Genomic DNA, 18,807 nt, shown 5'->3' on the forward strand with positions numbered 1-18,807 from the left:
TCATCATGCAACAGAAAAGCGACAACGTTGTCAGCCACTATGTCTTTGAAGCGCCCGTGCGGATCTGGCACTGGCTGACAGTGCTGTGCATGGCAGTGTTGATGGTTACTGGCTACTTTATTGGTAAACCGCTGCCTTCGGTCAGCGGCGAGGCGACTTATCTGTTCTACATGGGGTACATCCGGTTAATTCACTTCAGTGCCGGGATGATTTTTACTGTGATATTACTGATGCGGATCTACTGGGCATTTTTCGGTAATCGCTACTCACGCGAGCTGTTCATCGTGCCGGTGTGGCGTAAACGCTGGTGGTTGGGCGTGTGGTATGAAATCCGCTGGTATCTGTTTCTGGCAAAACGCCCGAGTGCTGATATTGGTCATAATCCCATCGCCCAGGCCGCGATGTTCGGCTATTTCCTGATGTCCGTTTTTATGATCGTCACCGGTTTTGCGCTGTTCAGCGAACATAGTCAGTATGCCATCTTCACACCGTTCCGTTACGTGGTGGAATTTTTCTACTGGACGGGCGGCAACTCAATGGACATTCACAGCTGGCATCGGCTGGGGATGTGGCTGATTGGCGCGTTTGTGATCGGTCATGTGTACATGGCGCTGCGTGAAGACATCATGTCTGATGACACGGTGATCTCCACTATGGTGAATGGCTACCGCAGCCACAAATTTTTTAAAGTCAAAAGCAACAAGGAGCGTTCATGAGCGAGCAACGCGTGGTGGTAATGGGGCTGGGTAACCTGCTGTGGGCCGATGAAGGCTTCGGCGTGCGGGTGGCAGAACGGCTGTATGCCCATTATCACTGGCCCGAGGAAGTGGAGATTGTTGATGGCGGCACTCAGGGGCTGAACTTGCTGGGCTATGTCGAAAGCGCCAGCCACTTGTTGATTCTCGATGCCATTGATTATGGGCTGGAGCCAGGAACGCTACGAACCTATGCCGGAGAACGTATTCCGGCCTATCTCAGCGCGAAGAAAATGAGCCTGCACCAGAACAGTTTCTCCGAAGTGCTGGCGCTGGCAGATATCCGCGGACATCTGCCAGCACATATTGCCCTCGTCGGCCTGCAACCCGCGATGCTCGACGACTACGGCGGCAGCCTGAGCGAACTGGCGCGAGAGCAACTGCCCGCTGCGGAACAGGCGGCGCTGGTCCAGTTGGCTGAGTGGGGAGTTGTACCGCAACCGACTGAGGAGTCTCGTTGTCTCAATTATGACTGTCTGTCGATGGAAAATTACGAAGGCGTTCGCTTGCGCCAGTACCGGATGACGCTGGAGGAGCAGGGATGAGCAACGACACGCCATTTGATGCGTTGTGGCAACGAATGCTGGCGCGCGGCTGGACGCAGGTTAGTGAATCCTGTCTTGATGACTGGCTTACGCAAGCGCCAGACGGCGTGGTGTTGTTAAGCTGTGACCCAAAACGGACGCCTGAAGTCAGCGACAATCCGGTAATGATCGGCGAGCTACTGCGCGAGTTTCCAGACTATGCGTGGAAGGTGGCGATTGCCGATCTTGAGCAAAGCGAAGTCATTGGCGATCGCTTTGGTGTTTTTCGCTTTCCCGCCACCCTGGTGTTTACCGGCGGTAGCTATCGCGGCGTGTTGAACGGCATCCACCCGTGGGCGGAGCTGATAAACCTGATGCGTGGGCTTGTCGAACCGCAACAGGAGCGAGCCTCATGAGCGACACTTTCTTCCATCTGCTGGGACCGGGAACACAACCTGGCGACGACAGTTTCAGTATGAATCCACTGCCGATTACCTGTCAGGTGAATGATGAACCAAGTATGGCGGCACTGGAGCAATGTGCTCACAGCCCGCAGGTGATGGCGCTGTTAAACGAGTTGCAACATCAACTAAGCGAACGTCAGCTGCCGTTGGGCGAGGTGCTGGCAGTCGATCTGTTAAATCTCAACGCCGACGATCGTCATTTCATCAATACGCTGCTTGGGGAAGGGGAAGTATCAGTGCGCATCCAGCACGCTGACGGCAGTGAAAGTGAAATTCAGGAGGCGATATTCTGTGGATTATGGCGTGTACGCAGACGTCGCGGCGAACAGTTGCTGGAGGACACACTGGAGGCTGGCTGCGCGCCGCTGGCGTTGTGGCAGGCGGCAACGCAAAACGCGCTGCCGACAGATTCGCTATTACCGCCCCCCATCAATGGCCTGATGAATGGCTTACCGCTGGCCCATGAGTTGCTGGCGCATGTACGAAACCCCGACGCGCAGCCGCACAGTATTAATCTGACGCAGCTACCCATCAGCGAGGCTGATCGGCTTTTTCTGTCGCGTCTTTGCGGACCGGGAAATATTCAGATTCGGACCATTGGCTACGGCGAGAGCTATATCAATGCTACGGGATTACGCCATGTCTGGCATTTACGCTGTATGGACACCTTAAAAGGCCCCCTGCTTGAGAGTTATGAAATCTGCCCGATACCCGAAGTTGTGCTGGCTGCGCCGGAAGATCTGGCGGACTCTGCGCAGCGTCTCGGCGAGGTTTGTCAGTGGCTGGCGGAAAGCGCACAACAGTAAAAACGGTGGCAAATATCGCTTTCGGTCCTGTGAATATCGCAATTAGCGAATACAACTACCTACAAACTGTAAGGATAAAAAGAGGGATCTACTATTAAAGGGTTATTACCCTCTCTTCGCCTACAGGAGTTAGCATGTGGGATGTTATTGACTTATCGCGCTGGCAGTTTGCGCTGACCGCGCTGTATCACTTTTTATTTGTGCCCCTTACCCTGGGGCTGATTTTTTTGCTGGCCATCATGGAAACTATTTACGTGGTTACCGGCAAAACAATCTACCGCGATATGACGCGTTTCTGGGGTAAGCTCTTCGGTATCAACTTTGCTCTCGGCGTGGCCACCGGCCTGACGATGGAGTTTCAGTTTGGTACTAACTGGTCATTCTATTCCAACTATGTAGGCGACATTTTCGGCGCACCGCTGGCGATGGAAGCATTAATGGCCTTCTTCCTCGAATCCACTTTTGTTGGTCTGTTCTTCTTCGGCTGGCAACGCCTGAATAAATACCAACACCTGTTGGTCACCTGGTTGGTGGCATTCGGTTCAAATATCTCCGCATTGTGGATCTTGAATGCCAATGGCTGGATGCAGTTCCCGACCGGGGCGCATTTCGATATCGATACCCTGCGTATGGAGATGACCAGCTTCAGCGATCTGGTCTTTAACCCTGTCAGCCAGGTGAAATTTGTGCACACGGTGATGGCAGGTTATGTGACCGGGGCGATGTTCATTATGGCGATCAGCGCGTGGTATTTGCTGCGTGGGCGGGAGCGCGACGTTGCACTCCGCTCGTTTGCCATCGGTTCTGTCTTCGGGACCCTGGCGATAATCGGCGCGCTGCAACTCGGAGACAGCTCTGCATATGAAGTCGCACGAGTACAGCCGGTAAAACTGGCGGCGATGGAAGGGGAGTGGCAAACCGAACCAGCACCCGCGCCGTTCCATCTCGTAGCCTGGCCGGAACAGGATCAAGAACGCAACGCTTTTGCCATTAAAATCCCAGCCCTGTTAGGGATCCTCGCCACTCATTCATTGGATAAACCTGTTCCCGGGCTGAAAAATTTGATGGCCGAAACCTACCCACGGCTGCAACGGGGACGCATAGCCTGGCTGTTAATGCAGGAGATATCGCAGGGCAACCGCGAGCCGCATGTATTACAGGCGTTTCGCGAGTTAGAAGGCGATCTCGGTTACGGCATGCTGCTCTCTCGTTATGCACCGGATATGAATCATGTCACTGCTGCGCAGTACCAGGCGGCGATGCGTGGCGCAATCCCGCAAGTTGCGCCGGTATTCTGGAGTTTCCGCATCATGGTTGGCTGCGGTTCGCTGCTGTTACTGGTGATGCTGATTGCGCTCGTCCAGACGCTGCGCGGCAAAATCGATCAACATCGCTGGGTGCTGAAAATGGCGCTCTGGAGTTTGCCACTGCCGTGGATTGCCATTGAGGCCGGGTGGTTTATGACCGAGTTTGGTCGTCAGCCGTGGGCGATTCAGGACATCTTACCGACATACTCCGCGCACTCTGCATTAACCACGGGCCAACTGGCCTTCTCTCTGATCATGATCGTAGGGCTTTACACCCTGTTCTTAATCGCCGAAGTCTACCTGATGCAGAAATATGCCCGCCTGGGGCCGAGTGCGATGCAGAGTGAACAACCAGCGCAGCAACAGGGGTAAAGGAGAGAGTCATGTTTGATTATGAAACATTACGGTTCATCTGGTGGCTGCTGATGGGCGTCATCCTGGTGGTCTTTATGGTCACCGACGGATTTGATATGGGGATCGGTTGTCTGCTGCCACTGGTGGCGCGTGACGATGATGAACGCCGGATAGTGATCAACAGCGTTGGCGCTCACTGGGAGGGTAACCAGGTCTGGCTGATCCTCGCAGGTGGGGCATTATTTGCCGCCTGGCCCAGAGTCTACGCAGCGGCGTTTTCTGGCTTTTATGTGGCGATGATCCTGGTGCTGTGCTCGCTGTTCTTCCGCCCGTTAGCTTTTGATTATCGCGGCAAAATAGCGGATGCCCGCTGGCGCAAAATGTGGGATGCCGGTCTGGTCATTGGTAGTCTGGTCCCGCCTGTGGTCTTTGGTATTGCGTTTGGTAACTTGTTACTTGGCGTGCCGTTTAGCTTCACACCACAATTACGCGTGGAGTATCTCGGTAGCTTCTGGCAGTTGCTGACGCCATTCCCTTTGCTGTGCGGCTTGCTCAGTCTGGGTATGGTGATTTTGCAAGGGGGCGTCTGGTTGCAGCTGAAAACCGTTGGCGCTATTCATCTGCGTTCACAACTGGCGACCAAACGCGCCGCGCTGCTGGTGATGCTCTGCTTCCTGCTGGCGGGATACTGGCTGTGGGTCGGTATTGATGGCTTTGTGTTACTCGCTCAGGATGTCAACGGTCCGTCAAATCCACTGATGAAAATGGTGACGGTACTGCCAGGCGCCTGGATGAATAACTTCATCGAATCGCCAGTCTTGTGGATCTTCCCACTGCTCGGCTTCTTCTGCCCGTTACTGACAGCGATGGCAATTTATCGTGGCCGCCCCGGTTGGGGATTTCTGATGGCGTCGTTGATGCAATTTGGTGTGATTTTCACCGCTGGCGTTACGTTATTTCCCTTTGTTATGCCTTCGAGTATCAGTCCGATATCCAGCCTGACCGTGTGGGACAGTACCTCCAGCCAACTGACACTTAGCATTATGTTAGTAATTGTACTGATATTTTTGCCAATAGTGTTGCTCTACACTCTATGGAGCTACTACAAAATGTGGGGTCGTATGACGACTGAAACGCTGCGCCGTCACGATCATGAGCTGTACTAAGGAGCATGAACAATGTGGTATCTATTGTGGTTCGTCGGCATTTTGTTGATGTGTTCGCTTTCTACCGTCGTGTTGGTATGGCTGGATCCGCGCCTGAAGGGATGACTGGCGTACAACGAACTTAGGCCTGATACGACGCGTCGCATCAGGCAGTCATGTCGGATATGAAAAACGGAAACATATCGATGAAAGCGATTTTGATCCCATTTTTATCTCTTCTGATTCCGTTAACCTCGCCACCTGCATTCGCTCAGAGTGAGCCGGAACTGAAGCTGGAGCGGGTGGTGATTGTCAGCCGTCATGGCGTGCGTGCGCCCACCAAAGCCACGCCACTCATGCAGGATGTCACTCCAGACACATGGCCTGAGTGGCCGGTGAAATTGGGCTGGTTGACCCCGCGTGGCGGCGAACTGGTCACTTATCTTGGACATTATCAACGCCAACGCCTGGTCGCTGACGGTTTACTGGCAAAAAATGGCTGCCCGAAACCTGATCAGGTTGCGATTATTGCGGATGTCGATGAACGTACGCGTAAAACAGGTGAAGCCTTTGCTGCCGGGCTGGCACCCAACTGTACGATTACAGTACATACCCAGCCAGATACTTCCCGGCCCGATCCCTTGTTTAATCCCCTTAAAACTGGCGTTTGCCAACTGGATAAGACCAACGTTACCGAGACTATTCTCAGTAGAGCAGGGGGATCGATAGCGGAGTTTACCGAGCATCGGCAAACCGCATTTCGCGAACTGGAGCAGGTTCTCAATTTCCAGCAATCAAATCTGTGCCTCAAACGAGACAATCAGGACGAAAGTTGTACGTTGACTCAGGCATTGCCGTCCGAACTCAAAGTGAGTGATGACAATGTATCTCTGACCGGTGCGGCAAGTCTGGCTTCAATGCTGACGGAGATATTTCTCCTGCAACAGGCACAGGGAATGCCGGAGCCTGGCTGGGGGCGAATTACTGATTCACACCAGTGGAACACCTTGCTAAGTCTGCATAACGCGCAGTTTTATTTGCTGCAACGGACACCAGAGGTTGCCCGTAGTCGCGCCACGCCGTTGCTGGATTTAGTGCTGACGGCGCTGACGCCAAATAACACGCAACAACAGGTTTATGGCGTGACATTACCCACTTCGCTGCTATTTATTGCCGGACACGACACTAATCTGGCGAATCTGGGGGGCGCGCTAGAGCTTAACTGGACGCTACCAGGCCAGCCGGATAATACCCCACCGGGGGGCGAACTGGTTTTTGAACGTTGGCGGCGACTTAGTGATAACAGCCAGTGGATTCAGGTATCGCTGGTATTCCAGACCCTACAGCAGATGCGTGACAAAACTCCGTTGTCGCTAAAAACTCCGCCAGGCGAAGTGGCGTTAACGTTGGCTGAGTGTGGCGAAAGAAACGCGCAGGGCATGTGTTCGTTGGCTGGTTTTACGCAAATCGTGAATGAAGCACGCATTCCGGCATGCACTCTCCATCAGGACAAATAAACATTTGCCGCTGAGGGGCCACGCAGGCCATTGACGCGGCAAAATTCCACGCGTAACCCTGGGGTGAGCACTTCTGCGTCGCGGGGGGTGAATGCGGAAATATGGACCTGGACTTCTTTACGACCGTCGGAGGGGATGATGAATCCTTTGCCGCTTTTGCGATCAAAGGTTTTGACAATTCCTGTCATTTTACGGGACAAACAAATTCCTTACTGATAAATCTGCGCTGCACTATACGGTCTAAATAAAATAAAGCCAGTTTTATTTAAGACCGCTGGACGGCCAAAATAAAGTTTGCTTAATATTATTTATCATGCGTTAATAGCTGCGTCGGTTTGAAAGACAGACATCATACAAAGTAGTTTACTAAAGCAGTTCTCATTATCAGGCATTATCCCCTTCTTTTGAGTCTCTCTCCTGAACACTAAGTAGTTTCTGTATTAAAGCCCTGTTTGCCGAAAGGCCCAAAATGAAGGAAGTAATAATATGTCTAATAAAATGACTGGTTTAGTAAAATGGTTTAACGCAGATAAAGGTTTCGGCTTTATCACTCCTGATGATGGCAGCAAGGACGTTTTCGTCCATTTCACCGCCATCCAGAGCAATGAATTCCGCACGCTGAACGAAAATCAGAAAGTCGAATTTTCTATTGAGCAGGGGCAACGTGGTCCCTCGGCAGCGAACGTTGTTACGCTCTAAGGTTGCCGCTATTACTCAGCATCTCCATTTCCGCTGTCCATGTTGTCATGGTTCACAGTACCGCACATCGGCATTCGATGTGACGGAGCGAAACCCTTTAGGTGCAAAGTGTATTTTTTGTAAATCGATGATGATCACCTTTGATAACATCGCATTGCAAATACGCACTGACCAGACACCACTGGATTTCACCAAATAATATCAGGCTCCCTCGTGGAGCCTTTTTTATATCTGGCTTATTTTTCCTCAACTCTGTATGTATAATAAGCGATAACCTGTTGATTATTGAATCTTTCAGGGAGATGGCTTATAACATTTCTTACCTGACCAGGTACCGGGAACCAACACCTTACTGGCGTGTTGCTGTCTTTTAAGACCAGAAGAGGTTAACAGTGAATATTGAAGAGCTAAAAAAACAAGCCGAAACGGAAATCTCAGATTTTATCGCGCAAAAAATCGCCGAATTTAACAAGAACACAGGGAAAGAAGTCTCTGAAATTCGCTTCACCGCGCGGGAGAAAATGACCGGGCTTGAAAGTTATGATGTCAAAATCAAAATAATGTGATTTTGTGAACATCACCCCGTGCGAGGTGATGTTCCGCTTGTTGCTAATTTAGTGACCAATCATTGGCGCTTGTGGAATTAAGCGTCGGTACAACTCCTCTGGCACCGGGCTCTGCCATACTCCCGCATACATCGCATAAGCAATCACCGCGAACATAATTCCCAATACCAGTAGTGCCATGAGCCAGCCAGACAAGGCAAAGACCTTTTTATTTGCCGCAGGTTTTTGCAGCGAAAAGGTCAATGTTGAGGCCACCGGGCATGACTCCACGCAGGTCATACAACCGGTACATTCCACCGTTCTGACCTGAATTAATTTATCGACTGGGATCCGTGATGGGCAATTTTTCGCACATTTACCGCAGTCGATACAGCTTTCGGCATTGCGACGAATCTTAAACGGCGATAATAGCGAAACCAGTCCCATCAGCGCACCATATGGGCAGAGATAACGACACCAGGCATGGCGAATAAACAGGCTGGCAATCAGCAAAACCGTCACGCTGATTAATGTCGCTTTCCCCATATGGCGAAAGAAATCGAGCATTTTAACGTCCATCACCACGCTATAAGGCGATAGCATAAAATAGTGAATCGCCTGGGCGGGCATGAATAACGCGATATAAAGAAAAAAGCTTAATAGCAAATATTTCACCGCGCGTAGAGGAATATCCAGCCAGCGGGGAGGGGCGAATTGTCGACCAAACAGTTTTTTCCCGAGATCGCCAATTAATTCAGAGAGCGTACCAACAGGGCATAGCCACGAACAAAAGGCTTTTTTCAGCAGTAAGCTGATAATGATAAAAGCGACCAATAACAGCATCGCGGCGGCGTGCACGTAAGGTAACTGACTTGTTGCAAGGCTGTATTTCAGATTCATCAGACCAGCAATCGGCAGCCAACCTTCAATGCCCCCCGGTCTGGCGACAAATGCCGTATTACCTGCCGTTTCGTAATAGCGCACCCAGTACCAAAAGGTGACGGCAATATAAATATTGATTGCCAACAGTAATAATTGCGTCGCTTTACGCCAGGTCGTGGCATTGCGCCAGTCATTCCACGGTAATTTACCGCCCGTCGTGCCTGGCCGTCGCTGCCAGCGGATTCTTTTTTTCTCTGCCATGATTTTGCCCGCCCGTTAAGTTGCATACCAAATGCCACTATTCTAAGTTTTCTCAACGAGATGATATTGATTCACATCGGGTTCGGGGCTTTCTTATTCAGCCACTGTTCCAGGGCCGCGATGCTACGCGTAATTTCTTCACGCGGCAGGGCCGCGGTTAATGGTTCCAGCTCAAGTTGTCCGCACAACTGACAGGCACTGCGCATGCCCAGACTGGCGCAGCTGCTTTTCAACTGATGCGCGGCACGTTTGATTTTGTCGCTGTCGTGACTGGCGCGGGCTGTGTCCATTTCATCGAGAAGGGGCAGGGCATGTTGTTTAAATAATGCCAGCCATTCGTGGATTTTCTCCACCCCCATTAACTGCGCATCTTCATTGAGCTGCGATACATCCAGTGGTTGATGGTTATGTGTTTGCAGGTGCAGATAGTGAGCCAGTAACTGACCAAGCACTTCACGCGACACCGGTTTAGGGATAATTCCGCGAAATAGCGAACTGGTACGCTGGAGCAGCGTTTCGTCGATGACATGGGCGCTAAAGCCAATCAAAACCAGCGACGGATATAGCAGCGAAAGTTGCCGGGCAAGTGTAATGCCGTCGATATCCGGCAGATCAAAATCCACCAGCGCGGCAGCAAACGGTTCACTATTTTGCAGAGCATCTAAAGCCTGCGCGGCATTTCCTACGGCCGCGACCTGAGCGCCACTGGTGTTAAGTATCTCGATGGTAATACGCTGCGTTAGCGGGTTATCTTCAATCAACAGTAATCGTAAACCGTCCAGACGCACCGCCTGATTGACTGTTTTTGGTGCGGGCGCAGTGGCAACACGTAACGGTAACCGTAAGCCAAAACAGCTTCCTACTCCCGGCTTGCTGGAGGCGGTCAGTTCGCCGCCCATCGCCTGAGCCAGACTGGTACTGATAGTCAGCCCCAGGCCGCTGCCGCCGCGTTTGCCGCTCACCTGAACAAACGGCTGAAAGATATCAGCCAGTTTCGCGGGATCAATACCACAGCCGCTGTCTTCCACTTCGACAAGCCATTGCTCGCCATCAATGCGGCTGCGCAGGATAATCAGCCCCTCATCGGTGAAACGCAGGGCATTACTCAACAAATTGGTAATAACCTGGCGAATACGGCGCGGATCGCCCATTAACGCGGTTGGGACATCGTCGGCAATTGCCGTTGCCAGGCGAATCGGGCGACCTTTCACCCGTCCGCTCATTAATTGCAGGGTACTTTCCAGCAGTGGGCGCGGTTCAAAGGGCTCATCGCTGACCGAAACATTCTTGCCGCCTGCTTCGATAGCCGAATAATCGAGAATATCGTTGAGGATGGTCAGCAACGATTCGCCAGAGTCAGTAATCGCCCGCAAATCATCACGCTGGGCGTTAAGCGCCGGGTTATCTGCCAGCAACTGCGCGGTGCCGAGAATTCCGTACAGCGGTGTGCGGATCTCATGGCTCATTGCTGCCAGAAACGCCGATTTTGCCTGACTGGCTTTTTCTGCTTCCGCCCGTGCCAGTCGGTGTTCGACCACCAGCTCCTGCAATTCGGCAGTGCGCGCTTTGACCTGCGCCGCCAGTTGTTCGCGGTGGCGATTAAGCGCATGAACACTGCTGCGAAACGCATCCATCAGCCGCCCGATGGTATCCAGCTCCCGTACGCCAGCGGTTTCCGGGAAAGGAGAGTCGATATCACCGTCCAGTAAGCGTTGCAGCGCCTGCGTTTGTTCGGCAAGTGGACGCGTGACTGAGCGATAAACCACGCGCCAGAGGATCAGAATCAATGAGCAAAGAGAAACGACGCCCAGCAGTAGCAGGTTAAACCGTACATGTTCACTGGCGCTTTCCAGATGTGTAAGTCCGGCCCGATTACGCTGCTCAATGGTTGCGACCAACTGATTAACTTCGTTGCTGAACTGTGCAAACTGCACAATATTATTTTGCGTCAGCGTCTGCAGGTGAGTATTGAGTGCTTTTTCACGTTGGTACAGCGCCAGTAACTCGACATATCGTTGTACTGTCTCCAGCGCCTTTTCAGCCTGCGCGCGAACCGGTGGGGCCTTAATGCGCCTTTGTTGAAGCTGTACCCTGTTAAGGGCGTTTTTCAATTGAACAGGCAGCCTGTTCTTATTTTTTTCACTCTCCTCCAGCTCCAGTTTCATAACGAAATGCTGTATTTGCAGAGCGCTAAAGCGCATTTCGTGCATCTGCCTGACGTACTCACGATCGCCAGCAACCCACTGTTCGACGGCGCTCTCTGCCGACCTGTTATGATTGTAGCCAAACACACTTTGCGGGCCAGACTGCGGTGATGCGGTGGCGATGGCTATGTAATGGGTCTGGGATTGCGCGATGTTGGCGATTTCTCCGGCCGAGGCGACGATTTGCTGGCTGAGTTGTTGCTGTTGATCGTGGAGTTTCAGCCGCTGACCGACCAGATCGCCCTGTTGACGTAGCGAGTGGTCAATCTCATAGGCTTGCCGTTCAATAGCTATCGTTTCAAACCCTTTCTCGCGCAGCCCCTGCAACAGGGAGTCAATTTTCAGCTTCTGCGCCGATAACGTTCTCCCCTGGGATTGCCACATCTCTGCGCTATCCGTGTTGTTCAGATTTTGGGCGGTAAAGAGTTCCCACGCGCTGGCCTCACTCAACTGACGGGCCATATTCATGGTTGGGATCAGGGCCAGAGTATTGGTCTGAGCGCTTTGAGTTAAAACGCGCAGGTTATACCAACCTACAAAGATACTTACCAGAGTCAGCAATGCCATCAAGGCAAACGCCATCCACAATCTTTTGGCCAGAGTGAAAATCATCCTTGGTGCACCACATTACCTGAATCGGTGGATTAATAGACATCAGCGGCTAAGAAATACCCTTCGCCATGCTGCGTAACTAACAGGTTGGCGCTGAGTTTATGACGCAAACGGCGGATCAGTACGTCCACGGTGCGCAAATCGGGGTTTTCTACCCGCCGGGAGGAGAGCATACGCAGCAGTCGTTCACGGCTGAGGATCTCGCCAGGATTAGTGACAAAGGCCACCAGCATTTCGTATTCCGCGCGGGTGAGTTTGATAGGTCGGTCGTCCTGATCCAACGTGTGGCGTGAGATATTCAGACAATATCCGGCAAAACGATAGCAGTTATCCTGAGTGAGAGCGTTGGCCTGACGGGTCAGATCGATACGCCAGAGCAGATTTTTTACCCGTACCACGAGTTCACGCAGCTCCAGCGGTTTGATGACATAATCATCGGCGCCCATCTCCAGACCGACAATTCGATCGATAGGATCGCTGCGCCCGGTCACCAGAATAATCCCCACCGTTGAGCGTTCGCGCAGGGCTCGTGTAAGCATTAAGCCGTTTTCATCGGGCAGGTTGATATCCAGCAAAATGAGATCAACAGGCTGGTTTTCCATAATTTCCCGTAGTCCGTCGCCGCTTGCCGTGACCGACACGAGATACCCTTCCTGGATGAAGTAGCTTTGCAAACGTGCCTGCGTCACAGGCTCATCTTCAACAATGACAATATGGTGTGACATCCCTGCTTTCCCGATCTTCCTGTTCATATCCATTCATATGCTGTCATAAGCCATTCATCCTGACGAGTGCCGCTATTCATATTTGCTTATTAAGATCACAGTTGCCAAATTATATTTTTACAGGAGTTATTATGAGACGACTATGGAGTGCGCTGCGTCGGCCAAGTGCGCGTTGGTCGGTGTTAGCGCTGGTGCTGATGGGGATCGTGATCGGTATTGCCTTGATTGTGTTACCTCACTTCGGGATCAAGGCCACCAGCAGTACTGAGTTTTGCGTCAGTTGCCACAGTATGACGCCGGTGTATGAAGAATATAAAAAGTCGGCGCATTTCCAGAATGCTTCCGGCGTACGCGCCGAGTGTCATGACTGCCACGTCCCGTCAGATTTACCGGGAATGCTGAAGCGGAAACTGGAAGCGAGTAATGAGGTGTATCAGACCGTTATTGGTCACTCCATCGATACCCCTGAGAAATTCAACGCTAAACGCGCAGAACTCGCCGAGCGCGAATGGGCGCGGATGAAAGAGAACAATTCAGCGACCTGCCGTTCCTGCCATAACTACGACGCGATGGATCATGCAAAGCAGCATCCGGAAGCCGCACGTCAAATGGCCGCCGCAGCGAAAGATAATCAGACCTGTATCGACTGCCATAAAGGCATTGCCCACCAGCTGCCGGATATGAGCAGCGGCTCGCGTAAACAGTTCGAAGAGCTACGCGCCAGCGGCAGAGATGATAAAGACATCCTTTATTCTATAGATATAAAGCCGCTTTATGCAGCAAAGGATGATAAAGAAGCGACGGGTTCACTGCTGCCAGCCTCTGAAGTGAAAGTGCTTAAACGTGACGGCGACTGGTTGCAGGTGGCTATCATCGGCTGGACGGAAAGCGCTGGAACTCAACGGGTTCTGACCGAGTTGCCCGGCAAACGGATTTTTGTCGCCTCTATTCGCGGCGATATCCAGCAGCAGGCGAAAATGCTGGAGAAAACCACCGTTGCTGACACCAAAACCGAGTGGAGTAAGATGCAGGCCACCGCATGGTTGAAGAAGGGCGATATGGTCGACGACATCAAACCAATCTGGGCCTATGGCGATACGCTGTACAGCAGTGCCTGTAAACAGTGTCACGGCGCGTCAGCAACGACCCATTACGACGCCAACGGTTGGATCGGCCAAATCAACGGCATGATTGGTTTTACCAGCCTGGATAAACGGGAAGAACGCACCATGCTGAAATATCTGCAAATGCATGCGTCGGATACCGCAGGGAAGTCTCACAGCGATAAGGAAGGAAAATAATGAAAAATAAAGACATTTTTCAGGCATCACGTCGACGCTTTCTTACCCAGCTTGGCGGCTTAACGCTGGCAGGGATGCTGGGGCCATCGCTGTTAACTCCACGCCGCGTTAACGCAGCGCAAGCTGTTACGTCGAAAGAGGGTATCCTGACCGGTTCGCGGTTTGGCGCCATTCGCGCGACGGTGAAAGACGGGCGCTTTGTGGCGGTGAAACCGTTTGAACTGGATAAGTACCCGACGAAAATTATCGCCGGGCTGCCGGATCACGTCCACAATCCGGCGCGTATTCGCTATCCGATGGTGCGAGTCGACTGGCTGCGTAAGCGCCATCTAAGTGACACCACTCAACGCGGTGATAACCGTTTTGTCCGCGTCAGTTGGGATGAAGCCCTGGACATGTTCTATGAAGAACTGGAACGGGTGCAAAAAACCTATGGCCCCAGTGCGTTACTGACCGCCAGCGGCGGGCAATCATCAGGTAAATTTCATAGCGCCGGGGGAATGCTGTCGAAAGCCATCGCACTACATGGCAATAAAGTGAGTACCGGCGGTGACTATTCCACCGGGGCAGCGCAGGTGATCCTGCCGCGGGTGGTGGGATCAATGGAAGTTTACGAACAACAAACATCCTGGCCGTTAGTGTTGCAAAACAGCAAAATCATCGTCATGTGGGGCACCGATTTGGTGAAGAATCAGCAGGTTAATTTCCGCTGCCCGTCTCACGATGTTTATGAATATTACGAGCAACTGAAAGAAAAGGTGGCGGCGGGCGAAATCGAAGTCATCAGCATCGACCCGGTGGTCAGTTCAACGCATGAATATCTGGGGCGCGAGCACGTTAAACATATTGTTGTTAACCCGCAAACCGATGTGCCGCTACAACTGGCGATGGCCCATACCCTGTACAGCGAAAATCTGTACGACAAACAATTCATTGCTGATTATTGCGTCGGTTTCGAGCAATTTCTGCCGTATTTGCTGGGTGAGGAAGACGGCCAGCCGAAGGATGCCGTCTGGGCAGAAAAACTGTGCGGCATTGACGCCGAAACGATCCGCGCGCTGGCGCGGAAAATGGCGGGCACAAGAACGCAAATTATGGCTGGCTGGTGCGCCCAACGTATGCAGCACGGCGAGCAGTGGTCATGGATGATAGTGGTGCTGGCGGCAATGCTCGGGCAGATTGGCCTGCCAGGTGGCGGTTTTGGTTTTAGTTGGCACAGCAGCGGCTCAGGCGTGCCAGGTCGTAAAGGGATTATCCTGAGCGGTTTTCCCGGTGCCACGAAAATTCCGCCAGTTCATAACAACAACGATTACAAAGGTTACAGCAGCACCATCCCAACGGCCCGTTATATCGACGCCATTCTGGAACCGGGGAAAGAGATCAACTGGGACGGCAAAACAGTTAAGTTGCCGCCGCTGAAAATGTGTGTTTTCAGCGGGACCAATCCGTTCCACCGCCATCAGCAGATCAACCGCATAATTGAAGGCTGGCGCAAGTTGGAGACGGTGATTTCCATTGATAACCAGTGGACCTCCAGTTGCCGCTTTTCCGACATTGTATTACCCGCAACCACACAGTTTGAGCGTAACGATCTCGACCAGTTTGGTGACTATGCCAGCCATGGGCTTATCACCACTAAACAGGTGGTGCAGCCGCAATTTGAGGCGCGCAACGACTTTGATATTTTCCGCGAGTTATGCCGCCGCTTTGACCGTGAGGAAGCCTTTACTGAAGGTCTGGATGAGATGGGTTGGCTTAAGCGCATCTGGCAGGACGCGCTCCAGCAGGCCAAAGGACTCGGCATCCATTTACCGACCTTTGATGAGTTGTGGAACAGTAAAGAATACGTGGTCTATGACCATCCGCAGATGTTCGTGCGTCATCAGGCGTTCCGCGAAGATCCCGACCTCGAACCGCTGGGGACGCCGAGCGGGTTGATTGAGATCTACTCGCAAACTATCGCCGACATGCACTATGACGATTGTCAGGGGCATCCAATGTGGTTTGAGAAAATTGAACGTTCCCACGGTGGACCTGGTTCGCAGAAGTATCCACTGCATCTGCAATCGGTGCATCCCGATTATCGCGTCCACTCGCAACTGTGTGAATCTGAAACACTGCGTCAGCATTACAGCGTAGCGGGCAAAGAGCCGGTATATATCAGCCCGCATGATGCCCGTGCGCGCGGGATTGCTAACGGTGATGTGGTGCGTGTCTTTAACGATCGGGGGCAGGTTCTGGTGGGCGCTGTGGTTTCTGATCTCTATGCACCAGGCGTGATCCGGATCCATGAAGGCGCCTGGTATGATCCGGATAAAGGCGGTGAGCTCAATGCGCTGTGTAAATACGGTAACCCTAATGTGCTAACGCCCGACATCGGGACTTCGCAACTGGCGCAGGCCACCAGCTCACACACGACCATTGTGGAAATTGAAAAATTCACCGGTCCAATAGAGAAGGTAACGGCGTTTAGCGGTCCGATTGAGATGGTGGCGCAGTGCGAATATGTTCCGGCACCGCAGGTGAAATCATGACTTCACTAACGGTGGAACAGAATGCCTGTATCTACGCCTGGCTGGCGCAGTTGTTCTCCCGTGAACTGGACGATGAACAACTGACGCAAATCGCCAGTGCACAGATGGCTGAATGGTTTTCTTTGCTGAAACGCGAGCCGCCGCTGACTGCGGCGGTGAATGAGCTGGAAGCTAAAATCGCCGCCTTGACGGTACGTGACGACGCCCGTCTGGAACTTGCCGCTGACTTTTGCAGCCTGTTTCTGATGACCGATAAACAAGCGGCACTGCCGTATGCTTCGGCCTATAAACAGGACGAGCAAGAGATTAAACGCTTGTTAGTTGAGGCAGGTATGGAAACCAGTGGCAATTTTAACGAACCGGCAGATCATCTGGCGATTTTTCTTGAATTGTTAAGTTATCTGCATTTTGCCCGGGGAGAGGGGATTGTACCTGCACAGGAAGTTGACAATCTGCGGCAAAAAACACTGACGGCGCTGCGGCAATGGTTACCAGAGTTTGCTGTGCGTTGCCATCAGTATGACAGCTTTGGTTTTTACGCGGCACTAAGCCAGTTATTGCTTGCGATAACCAATAGAGATAATGCCGATTGGTAGGCCTGATAAGACGCGTTAAGCGTCGCATCAGGCATTATGGCATAGCTGCCGGATGCGGCGTGAACGGCTTATCCGGCCTACGGGAACGGTGATTTTTGTAGGCCTGATAAGACGCGTTAAGCGTCGCATCCGGCAGCCAGTTCCGGCAGCCACACTCACGGGTGAGCCACAAACCGGGAAAGCCGCTGGCGTAGCAGGCGGTTTTCCTGTTTCAGATGTGCAATATCATCCATTAACGTTAGCGCCACCGCGATCCCCGGCCAGTCCAGCGCTAGTTCCTGACGCAGACGTACCGCGCGTTGCACCACAATGGCGGCATGGTCATCAAATACCCAGGTTGTTTCCTGGATCTCTCTCGGTTCAACCACCCCCAAACCGACAATTTCATTCAACTCCTCTTCAGAAATGCCGGTATGCAGGCAAAACTCGGTAATGGTAAAAGTCACCGTAACATGAGCCATTATGCTTTCCCCCAATCTTTACGTGGATCAAAAGACGACTGGGCGTCTGCCAGTTGTTGCCACAGCGCGGCAGTATTTTCATCCGGTTTCGGCGGCATGACGATTTTCAGCACAGCATACAAGTCACCAGTCTGTTTTTTGCTTACCAGACCTTTGCCTTTAATGCGCAATCGTTGCCCGGCCTGACTGCCTGGCGGAATGGTCAACAAAATGCTTTCTTTCAGCGTTGGTACAGTGACTTTGCTACCCAGAGCCGCTTCCCACGGGCTAACCGGCACCACAATTTCCAGATCCTGACCGACAATATCAAACAACGGATGCGGGGCTATATGAATCACCAGCCACAGGTCGCCATTTGGACCACCGTTTTCGCCTGGCGTCCCCTGGCCTTTCAGGCGGATACGTTGACCATTGCCGACACCCGCCGGGATCTTCACATTCAGCGTTTTCGGGATTTCCTGTTCGATCATGCCAAAGGCGTTATAAACCGGCAGGTTATAGCTGATGGTACGTTTGTGCTCAGTAAGCGTTTCTTCCAGGAATACCGCAACTTCAATTTCAATATCGTGGCCACGTGTGGCGGGGCGTTGACGGCTCTGGCGGGCATGTTGACCGAAAATTGACGAGAAGATATCGTCAAAATCTTCGGCATTGAAACTCTGACCGTCGCCATGCTGGAACTGGCGGTTGAATTGCGGATCGTTGCGATGCTGCCACATCTGATCATATTCAGCGCGACGCTGTTCATCACTTAGCACTTCCCAGGCTTCAGCAACCTCTTTGAAGCGGGCTTCGGCATCGGGCTCTTTGCTGACATCAGGATGGTATTTGCGGGCCAGCCGACGATAGGCGGTCTTGATTGTCTTGAGATCGTCCGTCGGTTTCACGCCCATGATGGCGTAATAATCCTTTAATTCCATAGCGTTATCTCGCGTAAATCAATACAGACAAAGGGAAACCCCTGACAAGGTATCAGAGTTAAGTGTAGGGGAAATCAGAAAAAATCGTAGGCCAGTGATAAAAACATAACTAAAAATGATATTTTCAGCCTGAATTTTGGCAGGTAAAAGAGGGGACGTTTAACCTTCACAGATGCCCCATGACGACGTTGTCAG

20 protein-coding genes and 1 pseudogene are annotated in these 18,807 nt (G+C 52.2%); 15 read left to right on the forward strand and 6 right to left on the reverse strand.

Annotation, left to right across the window (positions count from 1 at the left end):
• Nucleotides 1–5: 5 nt before the first annotated feature.
• From hyaC to FEK46_RS05105, 8 genes are all read left to right on the forward strand, one after another.
• Complete coding sequence (hyaC, locus tag FEK46_RS05070) at nucleotides 6–716, forward strand: Ni/Fe-hydrogenase b-type cytochrome subunit (RefSeq protein WP_135559678.1); 711 nt, start codon at nucleotides 6–8, stop codon at nucleotides 714–716.
• Nucleotides 713–1,300: a hydrogenase 1 maturation protease gene (gene hyaD / locus FEK46_RS05075; protein WP_130215801.1), complete on the forward strand. Its 588-nt coding sequence runs from the start codon at nucleotides 713–715 to the stop codon at nucleotides 1,298–1,300. The genes hyaC and hyaD overlap by 4 nt, the downstream gene beginning before the upstream one ends.
• The gene (hyaE, locus tag FEK46_RS05080; RefSeq protein WP_135559677.1) at nucleotides 1,297–1,695 is read left to right on the forward strand and encodes a hydrogenase-1 operon protein HyaE; all 399 of its coding nucleotides are present in this window, start codon (nucleotides 1,297–1,299) and stop codon (nucleotides 1,693–1,695) included. Before hyaD ends, hyaE begins: the two co-directional genes overlap by 4 nt.
• Nucleotides 1,692–2,549, forward strand: coding sequence for a hydrogenase expression/formation protein (locus FEK46_RS05085; RefSeq protein ID WP_135559676.1), 858 nt, complete (start codon nucleotides 1,692–1,694; stop codon nucleotides 2,547–2,549). The genes hyaE and FEK46_RS05085 overlap by 4 nt, the downstream gene beginning before the upstream one ends.
• A 134-nt stretch (nucleotides 2,550–2,683) precedes the next feature.
• Nucleotides 2,684–4,228, forward strand: a complete 1,545-nt coding sequence (appC, locus tag FEK46_RS05090) for a cytochrome bd-II oxidase subunit 1 (protein WP_131162308.1) — start codon at nucleotides 2,684–2,686, stop codon at nucleotides 4,226–4,228.
• Between the two features lie 11 nt (nucleotides 4,229–4,239).
• Nucleotides 4,240–5,376 carry a cytochrome d ubiquinol oxidase subunit II gene (gene appB, locus FEK46_RS05095; RefSeq protein ID WP_130205404.1) on the forward strand — a complete coding sequence of 379 codons (1,137 nt, stop codon included), beginning with the start codon at nucleotides 4,240–4,242 and terminating at the stop codon, nucleotides 5,374–5,376.
• Nucleotides 5,377–5,388: 12 nt separating this feature from the next.
• Nucleotides 5,389–5,481: a cytochrome bd-II oxidase subunit CbdX gene (gene cbdX, locus FEK46_RS05100; protein WP_032161491.1), complete on the forward strand. Its 93-nt coding sequence runs from the start codon at nucleotides 5,389–5,391 to the stop codon at nucleotides 5,479–5,481.
• 80 nt (nucleotides 5,482–5,561) lie between these two features.
• Complete coding sequence (locus FEK46_RS05105; protein ID WP_135559675.1) at nucleotides 5,562–6,872, forward strand: AppA family phytase/histidine-type acid phosphatase; 1,311 nt, start codon at nucleotides 5,562–5,564, stop codon at nucleotides 6,870–6,872.
• On the opposite strand, the gene cspH is transcribed toward FEK46_RS05105, so the two are convergent.
• On the reverse strand, nucleotides 6,860–7,072 hold the full coding sequence (gene cspH / locus FEK46_RS05110; protein ID WP_130205408.1) for a cold shock-like protein CspH: 213 nt from the start codon (nucleotides 7,070–7,072) through the stop codon (nucleotides 6,860–6,862). The two genes, FEK46_RS05105 and cspH, sit on opposite strands and share 13 nt — an antisense overlap.
• A gap of 286 nt (nucleotides 7,073–7,358) precedes the next feature.
• Between cspH and cspG the strand changes: the two genes are divergently transcribed.
• The 4 genes and pseudogenes from cspG (at nucleotide 7,359) to FEK46_RS05130 (ending at nucleotide 8,137) form a co-directional block, all read left to right on the forward strand.
• Nucleotides 7,359–7,571, forward strand: coding sequence for a cold shock protein CspG (gene cspG, locus FEK46_RS05115; RefSeq protein ID WP_000066493.1), 213 nt, complete (start codon nucleotides 7,359–7,361; stop codon nucleotides 7,569–7,571).
• Nucleotides 7,572–7,581: 10 nt separating this feature from the next.
• On the forward strand, nucleotides 7,582–7,770 hold the full coding sequence (locus tag FEK46_RS05120) for a cold-shock protein (protein ID WP_130205730.1): 189 nt from the start codon (nucleotides 7,582–7,584) through the stop codon (nucleotides 7,768–7,770).
• Nucleotides 7,739–7,974, forward strand: a pseudogene (ymcE, locus tag FEK46_RS05125) (protein YmcE). The gene FEK46_RS05120 and the pseudogene ymcE overlap by 32 nt, the downstream one beginning before the upstream one ends.
• Nucleotides 7,964–8,137, forward strand: coding sequence for an addiction module toxin, GnsA/GnsB family (locus FEK46_RS05130; protein WP_130205410.1), 174 nt, complete (start codon nucleotides 7,964–7,966; stop codon nucleotides 8,135–8,137). The pseudogene ymcE and the gene FEK46_RS05130 overlap by 11 nt, the downstream one beginning before the upstream one ends.
• Nucleotides 8,138–8,185: 48 nt before the next feature.
• Here the strand turns inward: FEK46_RS05130 and FEK46_RS05135 are convergent, their stop codons facing one another.
• The 3 genes from FEK46_RS05135 to torR form a co-directional block, all read right to left on the reverse strand.
• Nucleotides 8,186–9,259 (reverse strand): 4Fe-4S binding protein, encoded by a 1,074-nt coding sequence (locus FEK46_RS05135; protein ID WP_135559674.1) that lies wholly within the window; start codon nucleotides 9,257–9,259, stop codon nucleotides 8,186–8,188.
• 71 nt (nucleotides 9,260–9,330) lie between these two features.
• Nucleotides 9,331–12,075: a TMAO reductase system sensor histidine kinase/response regulator TorS gene (torS, locus tag FEK46_RS05140; protein ID WP_135559673.1), complete on the reverse strand. Its 2,745-nt coding sequence runs from the start codon at nucleotides 12,073–12,075 to the stop codon at nucleotides 9,331–9,333.
• Nucleotides 12,076–12,107: 32 nt separating this feature from the next.
• Nucleotides 12,108–12,800 carry a two-component system response regulator TorR gene (torR, locus tag FEK46_RS05145; RefSeq protein WP_135559672.1) on the reverse strand — a complete coding sequence of 231 codons (693 nt, stop codon included), beginning with the start codon at nucleotides 12,798–12,800 and terminating at the stop codon, nucleotides 12,108–12,110.
• Between the two features lie 131 nt (nucleotides 12,801–12,931).
• On the opposite strand from torR, the gene torC reads away from it, so the two are divergent.
• From torC to torD, 3 genes are read left to right on the forward strand one after another with little or no spacing between them, the layout of a single operon-like run.
• On the forward strand, nucleotides 12,932–14,101 hold the full coding sequence (gene torC, locus FEK46_RS05150; RefSeq protein WP_130205418.1) for a pentaheme c-type cytochrome TorC: 1,170 nt from the start codon (nucleotides 12,932–12,934) through the stop codon (nucleotides 14,099–14,101).
• Nucleotides 14,101–16,635, forward strand: coding sequence for a trimethylamine-N-oxide reductase TorA (gene torA, locus FEK46_RS05155; protein ID WP_135559671.1), 2,535 nt, complete (start codon nucleotides 14,101–14,103; stop codon nucleotides 16,633–16,635). The genes torC and torA overlap by 1 nt, the downstream gene beginning before the upstream one ends.
• On the forward strand, nucleotides 16,632–17,231 hold the full coding sequence (torD, locus tag FEK46_RS05160) for a molecular chaperone TorD (RefSeq protein ID WP_135559670.1): 600 nt from the start codon (nucleotides 16,632–16,634) through the stop codon (nucleotides 17,229–17,231). The genes torA and torD overlap by 4 nt, the downstream gene beginning before the upstream one ends.
• 155 nt (nucleotides 17,232–17,386) lie before the next feature.
• On the opposite strand, the gene cbpM is transcribed toward torD, so the two are convergent.
• Nucleotides 17,387–17,692 carry a chaperone modulator CbpM gene (gene cbpM / locus FEK46_RS05165; protein WP_130205424.1) on the reverse strand — a complete coding sequence of 102 codons (306 nt, stop codon included), beginning with the start codon at nucleotides 17,690–17,692 and terminating at the stop codon, nucleotides 17,387–17,389.
• A complete protein-coding gene (gene cbpA / locus FEK46_RS05170; protein WP_130205426.1) occupies nucleotides 17,692–18,612 on the reverse strand; it encodes a curved DNA-binding protein in 921 nt (306 codons plus the stop codon). The genes cbpM and cbpA overlap by 1 nt, the downstream gene beginning before the upstream one ends.
• Between the last annotated feature and the right edge of the window lie 195 nt (nucleotides 18,613–18,807).

Origin of the sequence: Escherichia sp. E4736, assembly GCF_005781225.1 — a bacterium.
Taxonomy (GTDB): domain Bacteria; phylum Pseudomonadota; class Gammaproteobacteria; order Enterobacterales; family Enterobacteriaceae; genus Escherichia.

What these genes read in the sequence shown, in the direction of transcription:
- hyaC (WP_135559678.1), top strand. Translation starts at nt 6, where the DNA reads ATGCAACAGAAAAGCGACAACGTTGTCAGCCACTATGTCTTTGAAGCG.
- hyaD (WP_130215801.1), top strand. Translation starts at nt 713, where the DNA reads ATGAGCGAGCAACGCGTGGTGGTAATGGGGCTGGGTAACCTGCTGTGG.
- hyaE (WP_135559677.1), top strand. Translation starts at nt 1,297, where the DNA reads ATGAGCAACGACACGCCATTTGATGCGTTGTGGCAACGAATGCTGGCG.
- FEK46_RS05085 (WP_135559676.1), top strand. Translation starts at nt 1,692, where the DNA reads ATGAGCGACACTTTCTTCCATCTGCTGGGACCGGGAACACAACCTGGC.
- appC (WP_131162308.1), top strand. Translation starts at nt 2,684, where the DNA reads ATGTGGGATGTTATTGACTTATCGCGCTGGCAGTTTGCGCTGACCGCG.
- appB (WP_130205404.1), top strand. Translation starts at nt 4,240, where the DNA reads ATGTTTGATTATGAAACATTACGGTTCATCTGGTGGCTGCTGATGGGC.
- cbdX (WP_032161491.1), top strand. Translation starts at nt 5,389, where the DNA reads ATGTGGTATCTATTGTGGTTCGTCGGCATTTTGTTGATGTGTTCGCTT.
- FEK46_RS05105 (WP_135559675.1), top strand. Translation starts at nt 5,562, where the DNA reads ATGAAAGCGATTTTGATCCCATTTTTATCTCTTCTGATTCCGTTAACC.
- cspG (WP_000066493.1), top strand. Translation starts at nt 7,359, where the DNA reads ATGTCTAATAAAATGACTGGTTTAGTAAAATGGTTTAACGCAGATAAA.
- FEK46_RS05135 (WP_135559674.1), bottom strand. Translation starts at nt 9,259, where the DNA reads ATGGCAGAGAAAAAAAGAATCCGCTGGCAGCGACGGCCAGGCACGACG.
- torS (WP_135559673.1), bottom strand. Translation starts at nt 12,075, where the DNA reads ATGATTTTCACTCTGGCCAAAAGATTGTGGATGGCGTTTGCCTTGATG.
- torR (WP_135559672.1), bottom strand. Translation starts at nt 12,800, where the DNA reads ATGTCACACCATATTGTCATTGTTGAAGATGAGCCTGTGACGCAGGCA.
- torC (WP_130205418.1), top strand. Translation starts at nt 12,932, where the DNA reads ATGAGACGACTATGGAGTGCGCTGCGTCGGCCAAGTGCGCGTTGGTCG.
- torA (WP_135559671.1), top strand. Translation starts at nt 14,101, where the DNA reads ATGAAAAATAAAGACATTTTTCAGGCATCACGTCGACGCTTTCTTACC.
- torD (WP_135559670.1), top strand. Translation starts at nt 16,632, where the DNA reads ATGACTTCACTAACGGTGGAACAGAATGCCTGTATCTACGCCTGGCTG.
- cbpM (WP_130205424.1), bottom strand. Translation starts at nt 17,692, where the DNA reads ATGGCTCATGTTACGGTGACTTTTACCATTACCGAGTTTTGCCTGCAT.
- cbpA (WP_130205426.1), bottom strand. Translation starts at nt 18,612, where the DNA reads ATGGAATTAAAGGATTATTACGCCATCATGGGCGTGAAACCGACGGAC.